Raw genomic sequence first — 19,277 nt, 5'->3', positions numbered from 1 at the left:
GTATCTTTGCATCCTCAAAATGATTTATTGACAAATGATAGAGTTGACTGCAGAAGAACTGAAGCAATTTTTTAGTGACGACATATTTAAAAGTATATCAGCAACGGCTGATGAGCTGGGGCTGGAATGCTATGCGGTAGGAGGATATGTACGCGATATTTTCCTGCAACGTCCATCCAAGGATATTGATGTGGTGGTGGTAGGTAGCGGCATTGCGATGGCCGAAGCATTGGGCAGGCGTTTGGGACGTGGCGCACATGTCTCTGTCTTTAAGAATTTCGGCACGGCACAATTGAAGTATCGCGGTGTGGAGGTAGAATTTGTGGGAGCACGGAAAGAATCCTATACACACGACTCCCGCAAACCCATTGTGGAAGACGGCACGCTGGAAGACGATCAGAATCGCCGTGACTTTACCATCAATGCATTGGCTGTCTGCCTGAATAGGGCACGGTATGGTGAACTGGTCGATCCGTTTGGAGGCATGCAAGACATGAAAGAACGAACCATCCGTACTCCACTTGATCCGGACATCACTTTCAGTGACGATCCTTTACGCATGATGCGCTGCATCCGCTTCGCCACCCAATTGAATTTTTATATAGATGATGGCACTTTTGATTCTTTGTGTCGCAATCGCGAACGTATTTCGATCATTTCCAAAGAGCGCATAGCAGATGAACTGAATAAAATTATTCTTTCTCCTATCCCTTCCAGGGGATTCATCGACTTGGATCGTTGCGGCTTGTTAGAGCTTATTTTCCCGGAACTTGTAGCCTTGCAGGGAGTGGAAACCCGCAACGGAAGGGCGCATAAGGATAACTTTTACCATACCCTTGAAGTGCTTGACAACATCTGCAAGAACACCGATAACCTCTGGCTACGGTGGGCAGCCCTCCTGCATGATATTGCAAAACCTGTGACCAAGCGCTGGGAGCCCCGTGTAGGCTGGACGTTCCATAATCATAATTTTATCGGTGAGAAGATGATACCGAATATCTTCCGCAAGATGAAATTACCCATGAATGAAAAGATGAAATACGTACAGAAGTTGGTGAGCTTGCATATGCGTCCCATTGTGATAGCGGATGATGTGGTGACCGATTCGGCTGTTCGTCGCCTGTTGTTTGAGGCAGGGGATGATATAGATGATCTTATGATCTTGTGTGAAGCCGACATCACTTCCAAGAATGTGGAACGCAAGAAGCGCTTTCTGGATAACTTTCAGTTGGTGCGTCGGAAACTGAAAGACTTGGAAGAACGGGATCGGGTGCGTAATTTCCAGCCCCCTGTCAGCGGAGAGGAAATAATGAAAACGTTTGGTTTGTCTCCTTGCCGGCAGGTAGGGGTACTGAAAAGCGCCATTAAGGATGCCATTCTGGATGGCATAATTCCCAATGAGTATGAAGCTGCCCGTAGCTTTATGCTACAACGTGCCGAGAAGATGGGATTGAATTGTTTGAAAAGCCCGATGCCGGAGTGAAGAATGAAGGGCAGATTGAGTCAATTCTCAATCTGCCCTTCATTGCTTAAATTTGTATGTCTTTTATTCTTCTGCTTGGAATTTGCGGCTTACTTTCATCAGGTTGATAGTGTAAGTCACTACATTCTGGGCTTCTTGTATCATGGTCAGATAAACCATGCTTACCTTGATACTGCCACTCTGTGTCTGGATGCGCTGCAACTCCTCATGTTTCAGGTGTGCAAGCTGACTGTTAAGGTCGTTGGCTTTGCGTATTTCATCATCAAAGTTTTTGTAGTCATTGTCCGCCAATTTATGCCGGCATATCTGCAACAGGGAAGTAATATCTTCCGTGACATCGGCAAACTCTCCTTTCTGAATGGCATCCAGAGGCTTGAAGTTATTGTCAATATGTTCCAGACATGGTTCGCAGAGGCGTCCCACACTATATACCAATTCACTGGCAAAGTCGTTGCCTTGATAATAGTAAAGGCCTTTCTCCAGTACAGTATTATTGTCGAGACGGCACATGGCGAGTGTACCCGTACGTTTCATTTGTTTGATAAGTTGTTTCTCGAATTTTACCGAACCTGTGGTACGGCGTAGTCCGCGCAGATTTTCGTGCAGAAATGCTGTTACAGTACGTTCAAAATTCTCTTCCGTAAATTCAAGGATCTTGGTCAGTTCCTCACGGGTATGTTTGCGGAGTAGTTTTATGATTTCATCTTTGTCGGTACTGTGCATCAGCAGTTTCAGTGTTTCATTGCCCTTCTCTTTTGCTTTGCGCTTTTTATAGCTCATCTGGCTGCGGATCAGTGAGAATACAGCCAGCGCTATAAGTGCTATGATGGCAATGGTTCCTCCGAAGTGGATAATCAGAGCTACAAAAAAGCAGATGGTAAATGCTGCTCCGGCAGTGATGAACCAGCCTCCAATGACACTCAGTACACCTGTGATGCGGAATACGGCAGAGTCGCGCCCCCAGGCACGGTCGGAAAGTGAACTACCCATTGCAACCATAAATGTCACATAAGTAGTGGAAAGAGGCAGTTTCAGTGAAGTTCCCAGTGCGATGAGCAGACTGGCAAGTACAAGATTGACAGATGCGCGTACCATGTCGAAAGCGGCCCCGTCGGCTATGATGGCTTCATCTTTACGGAAACGTGTTTCTATCCATTGTTTGCTGTTTTCGGGCATTATCTTGGCAAGGCCGTTACCCAGATTCATGCTGAACCGTACCAATGTGCGGGCTATCGGAGTGCTGCCGAAGTTTTCTTCGCCTTCATCCTGACGTGCAAGGTCAACGGAGGTTTTAATTACATTGTGTGCTTTCTTGGAGGTACAAAGTGCATATACCATAATGGCGCCTGCTCCGAAAAGAAAATACCAGGGTGTTTTGGCCGAACCTTGCAGAGAGGTCATTAGGAAACCATCAGGCCCGGCGGCTGTTCCGTTAGCTATATAATCCATGAAAGAGGAATATCCGGCAAGAGGTACTCCGATAAAGTTCACCAAGTCGTTTCCGGCAAAAGCGAGAGCCAGGGCAAACGTACCTAAAAGCACCACAATGCGAAAAATGTTAACTTTGCACCAATGTAATATCTGCATCAGGATGGTGAAGGATACAAATGTGATTCCTAATAGCATCAATGTGTTTTCTTGAAGCCAAAGCTTGTTTTCGGGAGTCATGAACGAACTGTCTTTCAGCCCTTTGAACAGCATGAAGTAGATAATGCTGGTTGCTGCGATGCCTCCAAAAAGAGCAATGCTGTACTTGATATGCTTTTTATAATTAAAGGTGAACACGATACGTGCGATCCACTGCACCAGCATACCGAAGAAAAATGCAATGGCAACAGATACGAAGATACCCATAATGACAGACAGTGCTTTGTCTGTATTGATAAGGTCGCCAAATCCCAGATCATTGCCTTGCACTTTGATAAGTGCCAGTGCAAACGTACCTCCCAGAAGTTCGAATACCATAGATACGGTGGTGGAAGTAGGCATCCCCATCGTATTGAAGACATCCAGTAATACGACGTCTGTCAGCATCACCGCCAGCAATATGCACATTATTTCGGCAAAGTAAAAATGTTCTGGCTGATAGATGCCGTGGCGTGCGATGTCCATCATGCCGTTACTTAAAGAAGCTCCGACAAAGACACCGATACCAGCAATGAACAGTATCGTTTTGAAAGATGCTGCCTTTGCCCCGACAGCCGATTGGAGAAAGTTCACCGCATCATTGCTGACGCCCACCACGAGATCGAATACCGCGAGCACGAACAGGAAGATGACGATGCATAAGTAGATTGTTTCCATAAATATGTATTTTATTTCTGGCTGCAAAGGAACGTAAACCGTGTTGCAGGGAAATGTCATACATATTACATCCGTATTACAATCTTTCTTTCAGATATTCATAGAAAGTGTATTGTGAACGTATCTTTTCTTTTTGAGGATGGACGGATTTCCAACGATTACGTAAATGCTCATCCACAAAACAGGCTTTCCGTTTATCGGACAGTTGTATGGAGAGCATGTCTGTCAATTCCTGCTTTAAATCCGAATCCAGTATGGGGGTTACAGCTTCGATGCGGCGATAGAGGTTACGTCGCATCCAGTCCGGTGAGCCCAGAAAGAGCTTTGGATCGCCTCCATTGCCGAAATACCATATACGGGCATGTTCGAGGAAAGTATCCACAATGCGGGTAATCTTTATGTTACGGCTGTATGTTTGTCCGGGAATAAGGCAACAGATGCCGCGCACAATCAAGTCTATTTCAACACCTGCCTGTGAGGCTTCGTAAAGGCGTTCTATCATGGCGGGATCTTGCAGGGCGTTCATCTTGAGGATAATTCTGCCACGCTTCCCGTCTCGAACCAATTTTATTTCGTGATTTATCAAGCGGTTCAGTTCCGGTATCAGGTTGAACCGTGCTACGAGCAGACGGTGGAAGACGGGATTCTCTTTCCCTTGCAGTGTGCGGAATAAGTTATGCAGGTCATTGACAATAATCGGATTGCAGGTGAACAATCCGCTGTCTGCATAGAGAGTGGCGGTTTTTTCATTGAAATTGCCGGTGCTGATATAAGCATAACTGGTCATTTTGTGGCCTTCTTTGTTGCGACACAGTATAAGAGCAACTTTGGCATGAACTTTCAGACCGGGTATGCTGTAGATGATATTGATGCCGGCAGCCTTCATCATTTCGGCTGTGGCAAGGTTGTTCTCTTCATCAAACCGCGCTTTCAGTTCTACGAACACAGTAACCTTCTTTCCGTTTTGTGCGGCGGCTATCAAAGTGTTGATTACAGTGGAGTTCTCGGCTACCCGGTATTGGGTGACCATGATTTCCTTGACGGTAGGTTCGTGTACCGCTTCATATAAGAAATGTATGAAGTGGTCGAAAGAATGATATGGATAATGAAGCAACAGGTCTTTCTTTTCTACATACCTGAAGATTGATTCGCGTTCGTCCAGGCGGGTCAACTTCATGGGCTGAGGTTTCTTGATGGGACGTACGGTCTGGCTGGGATTGGGCAGATGCCGCAAGTCCTCCATATTGAGATGTTTGTCGCCCGGAACCAACTCACGCCGGTCTATGTGGTATGCATCTACCAGAAAATCCAGAAAATCTTGTGGCATGGCACGGTCATATACAAAACGGCAGACATCTCCGATTTTGCGCTTCTTTACTTTGGTCTTCACCTGTTCAATGATTTCAGACGTATTGGCGGCATTGTCTATCAGGATGTCCGCATCGCGTGAAATCTTGATACAATAACTGCTTTCTACTTCGTAACCGGGAAAGATCGTATCTATATTGGCTTTAATGATGTCTTCAATAAACATCAAATAATAATTTTTTCCCACTTTGGGTAGCTCGATGAAGCGCGGAACTTTGCTATAAGGCAGCTTCATTACAAAGTATTGTGTGTGGTCGGAGGAGTTGCCGGATATATCTTTTTGATGCAGGCGTATGGCAAGGTAAAGCCGGTTGTCACGTAAGAATGATGTAACTTTGTCTTTACTTACCGGAACGGGGGCCAGATACGGGAAGATCTCTTCGCGGAAAAAGTCACGTAGAAACTCTTTGTGGAAAGGTTCTACATTACGGCTTTGATAAAATACAATATGATGCTTGCGCAAGGCGGGCAGTATCTTCTCTTCATAGATACGGATACGTTCCTCTAACTGACGGTTTACTTCGTTGTTGATTTCTTCTACCAATTCAATGGCGGACTGCACAGACTCTTCATCATTTTGCACGGCTCCCGTTGCTATCGCTTTATGATCTGCCACGCGTATTTTATAGAACTCTTCCAAGTTTGAGGAGTATATCGAAATAAAATTGATGCGCTCATACAGCGGCAATGTATCATCTTCGGCTTCCAGCAGTACGCGGTAGTTGAATGACAGCCAACTGATGTCACGTTTGAAATATCTGTTTTCCATGGAATTTAAGGTTTAATGATAAATCATCGGATAAACTTTTCCCAAATATAATTACCTTTGTTCTAATAAACAATAGAAGAATGACAAAAATTGGTTTATTATCAGATACACACTCTTATTGGGACGAGAAGTATCTGCAATATTTTGAATCGTGCGATGAGATATGGCATGCGGGTGATATAGGATCACTGGAGGTGGCACAGCGACTGGCGGCTTTCCGTACGTTTAGGGCAGTGTATGGCAATATAGACGGACAGGAAATCCGCAGTCTTTATCCACAGATATTGCGTTTCACTGTGGATGGGGCTGAAGTCTTGATGAAGCATATCGGTGGCTATCCCGGTAATTATGATCCTTCCATTAAAGGCAGCATTTTGGTGCATCCGCCCAAGTTGTTTATCAGCGGACATTCCCATATATTAAAGGTGAAGTATGACAAAACGCTGGATATGCTTCATATCAATCCGGGGGCGGCTGGTATTTCCGGTTTCCATAAAGTGCGCACGTTGGTTCGCTTTGCAGTGGATAATGGTGTTTTCAAGGACCTTGAGGTTATAGAGTTGGCAGGCTGAGAACTTTCATATCTCCACAACAAAACGGGCGCCATTGGTATATTGTTTGTCCAGATAAATCCGGGCATCCAAAGCTTCGGCTATCATCCGACAGATACTTAGTCCTATTCCTGCTCCTTGCTTGTAGTTGTCTAACTTTTCAAACTCACCGAAGATGCTGTCTGCTTTTTCGGATGGAATGCCGCATCCTGTATCGGTGACCGTAAACATGACGCAAGATGCTGTTTTTTGCACGCTGAGGCTGATACTGCCTTCATTTGTATTTTTGCACGCATTGGAGATGAGGTTTTGTAATATCTGTTTCAGGCGCAGTTTGTCGGTAAGGACTTTGATTTCTTGTTGTGGAAAACTTAGCTTCAGTCTTACTCCCTGTGGGACATGAGTTATCATTTGACGGGATAATTCCTTTATAATTTCTTGGGCCGATACTTCTGCTTTGTGTATTTGTATTTTGCTTGTTCCCATGTTACCTAACTCCAAAATGTCGTTCACCAGCTTGGTCAGCAAGTCCGTGTTCTTTATGATCAACTCAGAAAAGCCTTGGCGTTCTTCCATGTTCAGTTCCGGATCGGAGGCTATCACCTGCGAGAAGCCGGAAATGGCATTTAGAGGAGTTCGTATCTCATGGCTGATATTCCGTATGAAAGTGTTTTTTATTTGTTCGGCTTTTTCCGCCCGATGATTCATTGCAGACAGTTCTTCATTCTTCTTTTTCAGTTCCAGTATGCCCCGACGGCGCAGACGTAAGTGTATTTGCAATACAAACACAATAATCAGGGCAGCTCCTATAATCAAGCATAAGATAACAATCAGATAAGATTTTCGCTGGCTTTCTTTTTCGGATCGAATTATGTCGGCTTCCCGCTTGCTTGTTTCGCGTTCAAATTTTATTAACTGGTTGTGTATGTGGTTCAATGACTTTTCGCTTTTCAGACTATCGTCATAGAGCATAGCCTGTTTGTAGTTCTTCAACGCCTCGGCATACAGGCCTTTTTGTTCGTTGTATTGTGATTTGAGTTCATAAACTTCACGTAAACCGCGTAAGGATTTCATTTGCCTGATTTCGGCGACACATTCGTTGAGATACTTGTCGGCAGCTTGCAGATCGTTCTTCTCCAAGTATATTCGTACAATGGAGGTAGCGCTGATGAGCCAGTGCCAATGGTCATTTGCGGATAGCAGAATCTCATAGGCATTTTTGTATTCCCTCAAGGCATCTTCTTTTTTACCTTCTTTGCCATACATATTTCCGAATGCAATGTGGCAGAGCCCTATCCCTACTTTAGAATTTATTTCCCGGTTGGCAGCCATTGAATGCTGGTAGAACACTCGTGCTGAATCATTTTTTCCCATGATTTCGTATGTACTGCCGATGTTGGCATAATTAATGGCCTTTCCCAGTGTATTGCCTGTTTTTTCTTCCTCCTGCAAGGCTCTGAAAAACAGGGTTAGCGCTGCTTCCGGATTATTCAGTTCTTTCTGTACATTGCCAATGCCGTTTAAAATGGAAATCATGCTTTTCTGGGTTTGCTTATTGTTTTTGCGGCTATATTGTTTGTAATATGACAGTCCTTTGTATAAATAGCTGGAGGCTTCTTCCAAATTTCCTATACGGCGGAAGTTAGTGCCGATCTGATTCAGGGTATTGATGATTTCCATGGTATCGCGCAATTCTTCTGCCAGTGTCAGCGCAGCTTGGTGGTAATTGATGGCTTCTTCAAACTTGGATGTTTCGCGCAACCGTTTTCCTAATGTGAATTTTGCCAGCAGTTCATTGTGACGATCTCCTATACTGATGAAACTGTCTTCTTTTTGCTTTAGCTTTTCAATGTTGTGGCAGGAAAATATTGTACTGTCTGTCGGAAATTGCTGAGCATGAACTGTGCTGTGAGAAGTTTCCGACCTGCAGCCGGATAGGAGTAAGGAGAGAAAAGATATGAAAACAATGGTTGCTCGCTGTTTCATAATTATTCTGTTTCAGTAAAGCGTACAAATATAGATATATTTTATAATATCACAAGGCGTTCCTTAATTATTTATATCAAATATTTATATAAGTGCTTGTTCGCCTGTTTAAAGTTTGCATATAATCAAAATTTTGCGGAACTGCCATTTTTATATGTGTTCCATTTATCAGCCTCATGGTATAAATGGCTTCTGATGGTATTGCTTACTTAAAAATAAATTAAAATATTTTGTGCTCCGCAGTGATTACATTATCTTTGTAGGCTGAATAGCACCAAGAGCCGTGGGGCATCGTCCTCCTTCTTATTTTATTCTCCTATTGATTTTATAGAAACCAAAAGAACTGAAATATGAAAGGAATTATTCTCGCCGGTGGCAGTGCCACCCGTCTCTACCCTTTGTCCAAGGCTATTTCCAAACAAATAATGCCTGTTTACGATAAACCCATGATTTATTACCCGCTTTCTACTCTGATGCTTGCGGGAATACGTGAAATCCTTATAATTTCTACTCCGCGGGATTTGCCTATGTTCCGTGAATTGTTGGGAACAGGTGAAGAACTTGGAATGTCTTTCTCTTACAAGATACAAGAACACCCCAACGGGCTTGCGCAGGCATTTGTTTTGGGTGCGGAATTTCTGAACGGCGAATCCGGATGTCTGATATTAGGTGATAATATGTTTTATGGGCAAGGCTTTTCAGCCATGCTGAAGCGTGCCGCTTCCATCGAGAAAGGGGCTTGTATCTTCGGTTATTATGTAAAAGATCCCCGTGCTTATGGGGTAGTGGAATTTGATGCCGATGGAAAGGCCATTTCCCTTGAAGAAAAACCTGTGAAGCCTAAAAGCAACTATGCCGTTCCGGGACTTTACTTCTATGATTCCACCGTTACAGCCAAGGCTGCCGCTTTGAAGCCTTCTGCCCGTGGTGAATATGAGATTACCGACTTAAACCGCCTCTATTTGGAAGAAGGAACATTGAAAGTGGAGCTTTTCGGACGTGGTTTTGCATGGCTTGATACAGGCAACTGTGACAGTTTGCTCGAAGCAAGCAACTTTGTTGCCACTATACAAAACCGCCAAGGATTTCGTGTCAGTTGCATAGAAGAGATTGCCTGGCGTAAGGGCTGGATAGATATTGACCGGTTATATTGTCTTGGTGAACAGCTTGGCAAGACAGAATACGGCAAGTATCTGATGGAGCTTGCCGACTCACGGCGATGAATGCTTTCTCTTTACTCTAAAGGGGAAGGAGGCCTATTTTATCATATTATACTGAACTCATTTGCAATTAGTAATTTGTAATTATATGAAGACTTATCTCGTGACCGGCGCTGCCGGATTTATCGGAGCCAATTATATCAAATATATTCTGGCTGAACATAATGACATTAAAGTGGTGATTTTGGATTCTTTGACCTATGCAGGGAATTTGGGTACTATCGCCGGAGACATTGATGACGAACGTTGTGTCTTTGTGAAGGGTGATATCTGCGACCGTGTACTTGCAGATGAACTTTTTTCCAGATATAAATTTGACTATGTAGTGAATTTCGCCGCTGAAAGTCACGTTGACCGCAGCATTGAGAATCCGCAACTTTTCTTGATGACCAATATTCTGGGTACGCAGAACTTGCTGGATGCTGCCCGCCGTGCTTGGGTGACAGGTAAAGATGAATCCGGTTATCCCACTTGGCGTAAAGGCGTACGTTACCATCAAGTATCTACCGACGAGGTTTACGGTTCACTGGGTGCGGAAGGATATTTTACAGAGCATACACCGCTTTGCCCTCACAGCCCGTACAGTGCCTCCAAGACAAGTGCCGATATGGTAGTAATGGCATATCATGATACCTATAAAATGCCGGTGACCATCACTCGCTGTTCCAACAACTATGGCCCTTATCATTTTCCGGAGAAATTGATTCCTTTGATTATTAAGAATATACTGGAAGGGAAAAAATTGCCGGTTTATGGTGATGGTAGTAATGTGCGTGACTGGCTGTATGTGGAGGATCATTGTAAGGCTATCGACCTCGTAGTACGCAAAGGTGCGGAAGGAGAAGTTTACAATGTGGGCGGACATAATGAAAAGAGCAATCTGGAAATTGTGAAACTTACGATTTCCACTATCCGCCGTTTGATGGAAGAAGAACCGCTATATCGTGAAGTTTTGAAAAAGAAAGAAAAGGGTAGTGACGGCCAGATTGACATCAACTGGATAAACGAAGATTTGATTACTTTCGTTAAAGACCGTCTGGGGCACGACCAACGGTATGCCATTGATCCTACGAAGATAACCAATGCCCTTGGCTGGTATCCTGAAACAAAGTTCGAGACAGGCATTGTGAAGACCATCGAATGGTATCTGAACCATCAGGACTGGGTGGAAGAAGTGACCAGTGGTGACTATCAGAAGTATTACGAACGGATGTATGGAAAAAGATAAGGGAAGAAATGTTACGGTAGATTTGAGATTGTCCGAAACTCTATCAAAATTACCGCACTGAGTAGTAATCCCATAAGCAGCATATTACGTGAAGTCTCGCCTAATATGCTGTTTAGTTTTTTACCTCTGTATATCCTGCACATCCGTTGCCAGGTACGTACATGAGCGAAGAGGTAGAAAAAGGGAAGAAGTATCGCAGTCGGATTCCAGTCTCTTGCAAACCATAGGCTGAGGAGGGTGGCGGCAATCCCCAATCCTAAATACATGTAGCGTCCGAAAGGTTCGCCAAAACGTACGATAAGCGTGCGCTTGCCGCTTGCTGCATCTTGCTCGCGGTCACGGTAATTGTTTACCACCAATAAGGTATCTATTATCAATCCACTGATGACGGAAGCTATTATGACATCTGCCGTAATTGTATATGCCTGCACGTAATAGGTTCCGCCTACGGGAACAAAGCCGAAAAATATCAGGACTGACAGATCTCCCCAGCCATGATAGGAAAGTACTGTTGTATATAAGAAAGCAAAAACCACGCATAGCAATCCCAAAAGTATCAGCTCCCATCCTCCATAGGGCAGTTTTCCCCAATTCTCATACAGAAGTCCGCAGCCAGTGAGGCAGGCGAGAATGACTGTGACACCTATTCCCCGTTTCATGGATTCAGGTGTGATCCAGCCTTGTGCACAGGCGCGTTCCGGCCCAAGGCGGTCTTCACGGTCTGTACCTTTCAGATAGTCGTACAGGTCGTTGATGAAATTGGCAGCTATTTGCATACCGCAGGCAAAGAGCAGGCACAATAAGGCGCCCATAACTTTGAACTGTCCGTCGGCGAGGGTGAGGGAAGTTCCTATTAATACGGGGACGACAGCACCCGTCAGTGTTTTGGGGCGGGCAGCAAGTATCCATGCACGAATCGAGTCGGTCTTTATCGTTTCCATGTTTTTCTCTTGTTGAATCTCTTGCAAAGGTAAATAAAAGGGCAATATTAATTCCTTTATTTTACAAGTTTCTTGAGAAAGCCGTTTTCCCCGCGTTGAAGCGGCCGTTTTCCTTACATGATAACAGTCTTTTCTTTGGCCGGAAATGCAATTACCATGTGAGAGAACGGGTGGCAAGAGAATAAGTCACTTCATAGAGGTGTCCTGCCACAAATGTTCCGTTGTATGTCGCTTCTTTCTGCATGGTTTCGTGGTCTTTGTTGACGGCGGAAAGGGTGTATTGCAAGTGGATGCCGCTGCTTTCGGGAAAGGGAAAGTAAGCCGTTTCTCCGTTTTGCAGACTGACGCTGCGTTCGCCTATTTGTGCATGAAAGATGTGGCTGTCGAAATAGTCGCTGAAGTTGCCGGGCAGCACAAGCCTGATGCCGATATTCGTCATAGGAACTTGCAGGGTGAGGTAGCTTGTTTTTTCGGCTGTGATGGTGAATGTTTGTTCCTTGTAGTAGATAGGCTCACCTTTTTCATTATTGCTCCAGATAGTTCCATAGTTGGGCGAGTAGGCTTTCAGAGTATAGTTGCCTGCGTCCAGCACTATTTTTTCAGTTGCTTCAGTTGCTCCTTCATCATATTTTGCGGCGGTTGTTCCGTCTTCTTTTATAATTTCGATAATCAGGCCGGGGGCAACTGCACGGGTAGTTATCTGACTGACGGTTTCTGCCTGCACTTCAACGGAGGTGAGGGAGAGGATGCCCTTGCCTGATTTAATAGGGGATTCTTCTTGCTGACAAGAGATGAGCAGAAAGAATGCGATTGCTAATATAGATGGTATCTGTTTCATTGTTATTTGTCATAATTGAGAGTAAAAGAATCTAACCAGAACTGGCTGCCTACGATATATGCATTTGTATATCCATTCCAGACGCTTGCGTCTCTGAATTTGTCTTCAAGATGATCGCGATCCTCTTTTGTACCTGCTTTGAATATTATTTTAATGTGTGAAATGGGCATCTCTTTCATCGCGTCATAATAGACGATGGATATAGGTACTGTCGTATAAGCACTGACGGTTGCCCCTGACTGCATGGAACCGAAGCCGATAATGTTTTCGGTATCTTCGGTTTTGTTTATCAGGTAGATCTCGATTAGATATTCGTCATTATTATAAGGCGCGGCCTTATAGGTAAAGCTAAGCGAGGTTGGACGAATAAACGCTTCTTTTGCGGTGATATTGTCATTGTCTGCATTGTAATCTCCGACACATACGATACCGGCAGAAATATTGTAAATGACACTACCTGATTTATTACCGAAGGAACATGTGTTTCCTGAACCCCAGCCAATGGTCATCATGTGTGCTACGGTGCTGTTGTTATCACTGATAGGTAATGTGCTTGATTTTGAAACATAGAATGCGTTTACTCCGCTTGTGTGGCATGTTAAAGGATTCCGTGTTCCAATCCATCCTTCATTGAAGGTATATAGAGGATTCTTGCTTTTGGGATATGTTGTAGAGTATCCGTTATCTAATGTGGAATTGGGTATTTGATAAGCGTCATACGTTTTTAGTTTGACTGTCTCTCCCGGAATAGCCTGTCTATACACCCCTCTGATGTAGTATGAAGTATTGGGCTTCAATCCGTCTTTGCGCAAATCGCTGTTTAATGTCATCCAATTTACGCCGTCAGTGCTGCATTGATAGCTCATATTTTTACTTAGCCTGTCAAAGTTTCCGGTTTTCACTTGATTCTCCTTCAGGGCATTCATTGTAAATTCCTTCGTCCAAATATTTCCGGGAGAAACGCTTACCGTGAATTCCGGCTTCTTCACATCAATCGTATAGCTTTCCCCTTCTTCGCTGCTCCAGCGGTTGTTGGCTTTCACCCGGAGCTTGAATGTGTTCACCACTTCCGTCCCTGCATTTGTCTGCAAGTTCTCTGTCAGTGCTTTCAGGTCAATGGTTCCTTCGGTGGAACTGCCGTCGAGCGTGGGCAGTGCAATGCCTATGCCATTCAGTGCTGTGCGCTCCTCGTCCGTCAGGGCAGAGAGCGTGTAAGTCTTGTTGTAACTTGTATATTGTGTGTCCTTGAAGTCAAACGCAAACTCTATGTCCTGTATCGGCGAATAGGCGTTGTAGCTGATGATTGCATCTGCCGGAGCATCTGCCGTCTCGGTATATTCAAGCGTTCTCTTTCCGTTAAAGCCGGATACCTTCGGTTTCGGAAGCCACTCCATGGGTATGGTTGCTGCTATGGTAACTTTTTCCACTTCCACCTTGTCTATCGTGAGAATTGTTCCGGCCACGGGCGTTGCCGCAGTGAGTGACAGCTTGGTGTGCGTGCCTGCCTCGTAGGTGGCAGGCAACTTCCCGTTGGTGATGGGCATGGAAACTTGCTGCCCGTTGTCAATCAGCGTACCGTAGAATATCAGTTCTACGACGGAACCTGCCCGGAAATAGGCGCTTTTCTGTATATTTTCCTTCTCTATGTTGAGAGAGAATTCTCCTATCTTTACTCTTACTCCATACGCACTGTACTGTGAAGCGAATCTTTCCGGATTGGTGAACGTTATGGAAAGCAGGCTGTTGGCCACTTTGCAGGGAATGGTGACGGAAGTGGTTTTGTTGGTTGTTATCTCCGCCTCTGCAATTCCCTCATAGTAAGGGCTGTCCCATGCCAATACGGCATTTTCGCCACACGATGCGGTCAAACTGTAAGTGCCGGCAGAGGCAGGAATCACTTTGCTGGTATAAGCAGCATTATAGATGTCTCCGCCCGTCTTGTGGCTTGTTATCTTCAGTCTGAAGTTGTCGGCAACGGGTTTCCCAATCTCGGCGGGTGTGGATCGTGAAGCAATGTCCACCACTTCATCTTCCAGTGATATAAGGAATCCTTTGCTTTCCGTAGCCGGTTCTTCGTCATTGTGGCAAGCCATGAAGAAAAGGCTCAATGGCAATATAGAAAAAAGTCTTATAATTCGTTTCATACTGATATGGATGCACTAAACTTAAACTTTAATCGTAAATCAATTCAAAATTGTCTATCCACAACTTGCTCCCTACACCTCCGGTGAAGAAGTCGCCGTACTTGCTGGCACTGGCCACCACTACTATGTATTTGGGAGTACGGTTGGTGTAGCGGTATTCCAGAGGAAGTTCCACCTCTTGATAAGAAGATACGGTTTCTCCCTTTATCAGTTCGGCGTATGCTATTATGTTAGGATCACTCTTTTCAAACAATTGCCGTTCGCTGGGGCGAGTGCGGATTTCTCTCGGTTCATTCCAATCCGTAAGTGCGATATAGATGTGGCAAGAGTCCGGTCGCCCTTTCAGGTAGGCATAATCATCGTCTCCCGCCTTGTCTATGGTGACGGAGGTGTATTTATAGTGGATGCGTAGCTTCGACGGAAAGGAAGTGAAAGGCCTGCCGAAACTCAATACGCCGTTGGTTCCCACCGTTTTCAGATAACTGCCGGTGAAGATATTCCCTGCGGCAAACTTCAGTACCAGATATTTGGATTCCAGCAGAGCCGCTTGTCCTGTTCCGGTGCAGGTCTCGTCTGTGGGTACGGAGTTGCTGTCGCTGATGGTGATGGCTCCACGATTTCCCGTGTCCCAGAAAGAAGTGCCGCCCGAACTCCACGGATTCCATAGTTTGCCGTCCTGATACCAGTTGTCAAAGTCACCGTCGGTCAGTGCCGTGGCGGGGGCAGTGTTGAACGACTGTGCGCTGCCGGCTGTTCCGTCCACGCTCACGCGATATTGGTAGGCAGTGCCGGGAGACAAGTTGCTCAGCGATGCCGTATAGCTTGTTCCATTGACGTTTACGGCAGATGATGCCAATGTATTCCAGGTGTTGTCACTTGCCTTCTTGTATTCTATCACAGGCGTCTTCCCACTCTGTATGTTGCCGGACAGTGTGGCATTGGTAGTCCTCGGAAATACTTCGGCTGAGGCGGATGCACCGTCTTCCGTCTGATAGACATAGACCGTCCATTTATGGCTGGTTTCTTCCCAAGCATGTGATACGTAGAAAGTGCAAGGTTCGGAAAAATCGAAGGTTGCCGATGCAGTGGGGTCGGGAGTAACACTGCCGTGTGCTCCGCCAAGGTTGAATCCGGTTACTTTTATTTTGTCCAAAGGTTGGCTTTTTGCCACATATATCACGATGTTCCGGTTGATGTCGTCTATCACGGCTTTTCCTATTTGATTTTCGAGAACGATGTTTCGGTTGAGAATCTGTTTTACGGTCACTTTCCACAGATAGTCTTGATAGGTTCGTAGTGTGAAAATCACGGCATCGGAGAAATTCACGCGAGTGTCCGAAGATATGGGAAGGTTGTCCAGAGACTCGAATCCCATGCCGGGGAATTTGGAATGGTTGTTGCATACGGCAGAATCAAGTACGAGTGCCGCGTTGTTGTTTACGGTGAGTTTTGTGATGCGCAGTTTTTTCAAGTCCACGGTATCATCCACATAAAGAATAACGGTACGGTTGGTTTTGTTGATGGTGCTTTGCGTGCTGCTGTTTCCTTCAGCGTCGCATTGTCCTTCCACTTCCATAGCCTGTATGCTTCCATCCACAATGGGGTAGGGAATATCGTTTTCTATGGCGCAGGCGGCAACAGACAGCAGACAAAACAAATGGTATGCAAAATTCTTTATATTCATTTCAGTTGCGGTTTACGGTTTTATAAATAGAATGTCATTCCGATGTTTATGGAGAACAGGTTTATCTTGAAGTTGCCGGAAGATGTTCTCCGCTTACCGGTTTCTATCTGGTTGGTTACTTGCTTTTGCCATTTGAAGTTGTAGCCCATTACGCCCACCGATACTTCCACTGCCGAGTAGTCGGTGATGAATGCCGCCATTCCCGGTGCGATACCTATCTGCAGGCTGTGCGTCCGTTCAAAGGTTCCGTCATACTCTGTGCCCGAACCGGTGGAATTCTTTCCGGTGGAGTATCCGTATGTCAGTCGCACTTCATTGAACAGTCCGAATATCTTGCTTTTCCCGATGGGCATGTAGGTGCGCAGAAATCCTGAAACATCATATTGGTGTTCCAGCCAATAGAGATTTTTCAGGTTGATGTTGAAATCCTCTCCCAAATTCAATTCAAAATTGTCGAGGTCAAGGTAGGTGCGGTTATAGCCGAAGCGCATGCCGGCGGATACGTTATCCTTGAAGAAATACCCCACGTATGGACTGACATTGAATGTATAGCCCAAACCTTGCACGTTTTTCAGCACTAAGAAATTCAGATTATCCTCGTCGTGTTCCGAATAAGATACTGTTCCTCCTGCCATCCATTGTCCCTTGGGAATGAATACGGTTTTCATGATTTCCCGGTCGATACGCTGTGGGCGTACAAACTTTTTCTTCTTTACGTCGGGGGCAGTGCTGTAAGTCTTTCCTACGGAATCTGCCAGGATGATGCTGTCTTTCGGCGAATTGTTTTCACCTGCACTCGGCAATGTACTTGCGTCTGCCGAGGCAATTCCTGCCGATAGCAGCAGTATGGATAATACTTGTTTGATTTTCATATATAAAAAAACGACTGTAACCGTGAGGAGGTTGTAAGCCTCCTCACGGTTAAGGGTTATAATTGGGCTGATGTATTATTTGACGGAAGGAGTGTTGCCATAAATCAACTCTAAATCGTCAACGTACATCAAACTGCTATCACTGCCGGTGAAATAGTCGCCATACTTGCTGGCCGAGCATACTATAATGATATGCGTGGGCTTGGTAGTCAGGTTGCGGTATTTCAGGTCGATATTGAATTCTTTCCATGCACCGTTGGTGGGGACACTCTCGGACAGGGGAAGTTCACCGTAAGCCACGATACCTTCGTCATTGTCAAAGTCAATGAAAGTTTCGGTCTTAGTATTGTCCACCTGGTAGGTTCTTGTGGTCAAGGCGATATAGATGGAGCATACGTCCGGCGTCTCGCCCTTCACGATGCCGAGGCTTGCAGGCGTGTTGTTTCCCACGTAGTTCATCGCTGCCGTGGAGTATTGGAACCAACCGTGCAGTTGCGTAGGACGAGCCGTGAAAGGTTGGCCAAAGTCAATCTTTGCGCCGTCTGTACCTACCAATCCGCTGAAACTTCCGGTGTATAAACTTGCCGCAGCAAACTGTCCCAGAGTAAGGAAACCAGCGTATTGCGATTTCAATTCTGCCGATTTTCCTCCCGCGGTATGTACGGTGGAACTGTTTCCTTGCGTTGGGTTGACATTGATTATTGCCCCTGCCTCCGTAGTTGTACCCGGATTACTTGAGTCCCAGAAAGAGCCGTTGGCGGTGAAGTAGGCTTCGGATGCTGCATACCAGGTCTTTCCGGACTTGTACCAATCGTCCAAGTTTCCGTTTACCAATGCTGTCTGGCTCTCTGTAGTAAAATTGGATGCCTCACTTGCATATTCATTGCTGCCTTTCTTGTAAACCATCCGATAGACGTAAGCCGTATTGGGTGTTAATCCGGTCAATGTAGCTTTAAAAGCTTCTCCGTCTTTTGCTGCGGTGATGGAAGTCCATGTATCCGCGGATGCCAATTTGTATTCAAAAGTCATGCAAGTGGCGTCAAGCTCTTCAACGGAAGAACCTATCGAGCCTTCCAGATAGGCGAAGCTGCTCCACGCGTTGGCGGTCTTCACGTCCAGACTTGTGGTAGCTTCCGTAGAGACATTGAATGTAAATGTATAAATGGTTTGCGTATCATCTACCGTGACGTTTACGCCTCCGGCAGAACCGCTTTCGGCCACTTTATAGTTCAATATATAATGGTCGCGGGCTTTTACGCCGTTGATTTTGTCGGTCTGCGAGAAAGACTTTCCGGCATGGTTTACTACAGAAATGGTAGAAGTCAGATTCCCAACAGGGAAATAGGCTGATTTCGTGGCAGTTCCCATTTTGAAGTTCAATGTTGCTACTCCATTCAGTTTGGAAGCGACCGTTGCTTCTGCAGAATTGAAAGCATCCATAAATGTCCGGTCGAAGTTTACCGTAACTTTGACATTGGCCAATGTACAAGTAATATCTGCGGTCACTTCTTTACCTTTTACAACGGTGACTTGTGTGCTGCCTGCATAATAAGGTATATCGAAACCCGATTCCGAACCATCAAAGCCATTGGAGGAGGCTTTGATGGTATATGTGCCCGGTGTCAACCTTATCTGCTTGTTTTTAAGCATTTCCCAATCATCTTCTTCTTTCACAACCTCATTGTTTGCATTGAGTATTTGTATGGCGATTTGTTTGGGATTATAATCATCTGCAACTTTTGTCTGTGCATTGACGTAGGAGTTCGTCTCTATTGCCAGACGAAGATAGCCGGCTTCATTTATGCTGTCCTCTTCTTGGCAAGAGAATATGCATACCGTGAAAAACAGTATGGTGAATATAGAATATATATTTTTCATCTTCTTCATTT

At 45.2% G+C, this 19,277-nt stretch carries 13 protein-coding genes; 4 read left to right on the top strand and 9 right to left on the bottom strand.

Annotated features, from left to right (window positions below):
• The first annotated feature begins 34 nt into the window (after positions 1-34).
• Positions 35-1,483, top strand: coding sequence for a CCA tRNA nucleotidyltransferase (locus BACHE_RS16160; protein WP_013548784.1), 1,449 nt, complete (start codon positions 35-37; stop codon positions 1,481-1,483).
• A gap of 63 nt (positions 1,484-1,546) precedes the next feature.
• On the opposite strand, the gene BACHE_RS16155 is transcribed toward BACHE_RS16160, so the two are convergent.
• Positions 1,547-3,787 (bottom strand): inorganic phosphate transporter, encoded by a 2,241-nt coding sequence (locus tag BACHE_RS16155; RefSeq protein ID WP_013548783.1) that lies wholly within the window; start codon positions 3,785-3,787, stop codon positions 1,547-1,549.
• 76 nt (positions 3,788-3,863) lie between these two features.
• On the bottom strand, positions 3,864-5,924 hold the full coding sequence (locus BACHE_RS16150; protein WP_013548782.1) for an RNA degradosome polyphosphate kinase: 2,061 nt from the start codon (positions 5,922-5,924) through the stop codon (positions 3,864-3,866).
• Positions 5,925-6,004: 80 nt separating this feature from the next.
• Between BACHE_RS16150 and BACHE_RS16145 the strand changes: the two genes are divergently transcribed.
• Entirely contained in the window at positions 6,005-6,496 is a 492-nt protein-coding gene (locus BACHE_RS16145; protein ID WP_013548781.1) for a metallophosphoesterase family protein, read from the top strand.
• A gap of 6 nt (positions 6,497-6,502) precedes the next feature.
• Here the strand turns inward: BACHE_RS16145 and BACHE_RS16140 are convergent, their stop codons facing one another.
• The gene (locus tag BACHE_RS16140; protein ID WP_013548780.1) at positions 6,503-8,461 is read right to left on the bottom strand and encodes a tetratricopeptide repeat-containing sensor histidine kinase; all 1,959 of its coding nucleotides are present in this window, start codon (positions 8,459-8,461) and stop codon (positions 6,503-6,505) included.
• Between the two features lie 350 nt (positions 8,462-8,811).
• On the opposite strand from BACHE_RS16140, the gene rfbA reads away from it, so the two are divergent.
• Both rfbA and rfbB read left to right on the top strand, forming a co-directional pair.
• Positions 8,812-9,684, top strand: a complete 873-nt coding sequence (rfbA, locus tag BACHE_RS16135; protein WP_013548779.1) for a glucose-1-phosphate thymidylyltransferase RfbA — start codon at positions 8,812-8,814, stop codon at positions 9,682-9,684.
• An 85-nt stretch (positions 9,685-9,769) separates the two neighbouring features.
• Complete coding sequence (gene rfbB, locus BACHE_RS16130) at positions 9,770-10,909, top strand: dTDP-glucose 4,6-dehydratase (protein WP_013548778.1); 1,140 nt, start codon at positions 9,770-9,772, stop codon at positions 10,907-10,909.
• Positions 10,910-10,920: 11 nt separating this feature from the next.
• On the opposite strand, the gene menA is transcribed toward rfbB, so the two are convergent.
• The 6 genes from menA to BACHE_RS16100 all read right to left on the bottom strand — a co-directional run bounded on the left by menA (position 10,921) and on the right by BACHE_RS16100 (position 19,275).
• On the bottom strand, positions 10,921-11,850 hold the full coding sequence (gene menA / locus BACHE_RS16125) for a 1,4-dihydroxy-2-naphthoate octaprenyltransferase (protein WP_013548777.1): 930 nt from the start codon (positions 11,848-11,850) through the stop codon (positions 10,921-10,923).
• Positions 11,851-12,001: 151 nt separating this feature from the next.
• Entirely contained in the window at positions 12,002-12,688 is a 687-nt protein-coding gene (locus BACHE_RS16120) for a DUF4493 domain-containing protein (RefSeq protein WP_013548776.1), read from the bottom strand.
• A gap of 2 nt (positions 12,689-12,690) precedes the next feature.
• The gene (locus BACHE_RS16115) at positions 12,691-14,832 is read right to left on the bottom strand and encodes a DUF4493 domain-containing protein (RefSeq protein WP_083808276.1); all 2,142 of its coding nucleotides are present in this window, start codon (positions 14,830-14,832) and stop codon (positions 12,691-12,693) included.
• Between the two features lie 28 nt (positions 14,833-14,860).
• A complete protein-coding gene (locus BACHE_RS16110; RefSeq protein WP_013548774.1) occupies positions 14,861-16,516 on the bottom strand; it encodes a PCMD domain-containing protein in 1,656 nt (551 codons plus the stop codon).
• A gap of 20 nt (positions 16,517-16,536) precedes the next feature.
• Complete coding sequence (locus BACHE_RS16105) at positions 16,537-17,388, bottom strand: hypothetical protein (RefSeq protein WP_013548773.1); 852 nt, start codon at positions 17,386-17,388, stop codon at positions 16,537-16,539.
• Between the two features lie 75 nt (positions 17,389-17,463).
• Positions 17,464-19,275, bottom strand: coding sequence for a DUF4493 domain-containing protein (locus tag BACHE_RS16100; RefSeq protein WP_013548772.1), 1,812 nt, complete (start codon positions 19,273-19,275; stop codon positions 17,464-17,466).
• Positions 19,276-19,277: the final 2 nt, after the last annotated feature.

Origin of the sequence: Bacteroides helcogenes P 36-108, assembly GCF_000186225.1 — a bacterium.
In the GTDB taxonomy this organism is placed as follows: Bacteria; Bacteroidota; Bacteroidia; order Bacteroidales; family Bacteroidaceae; genus Bacteroides; species Bacteroides helcogenes.
This window is presented reverse-complemented; position numbering and strand designations above follow the sequence as displayed.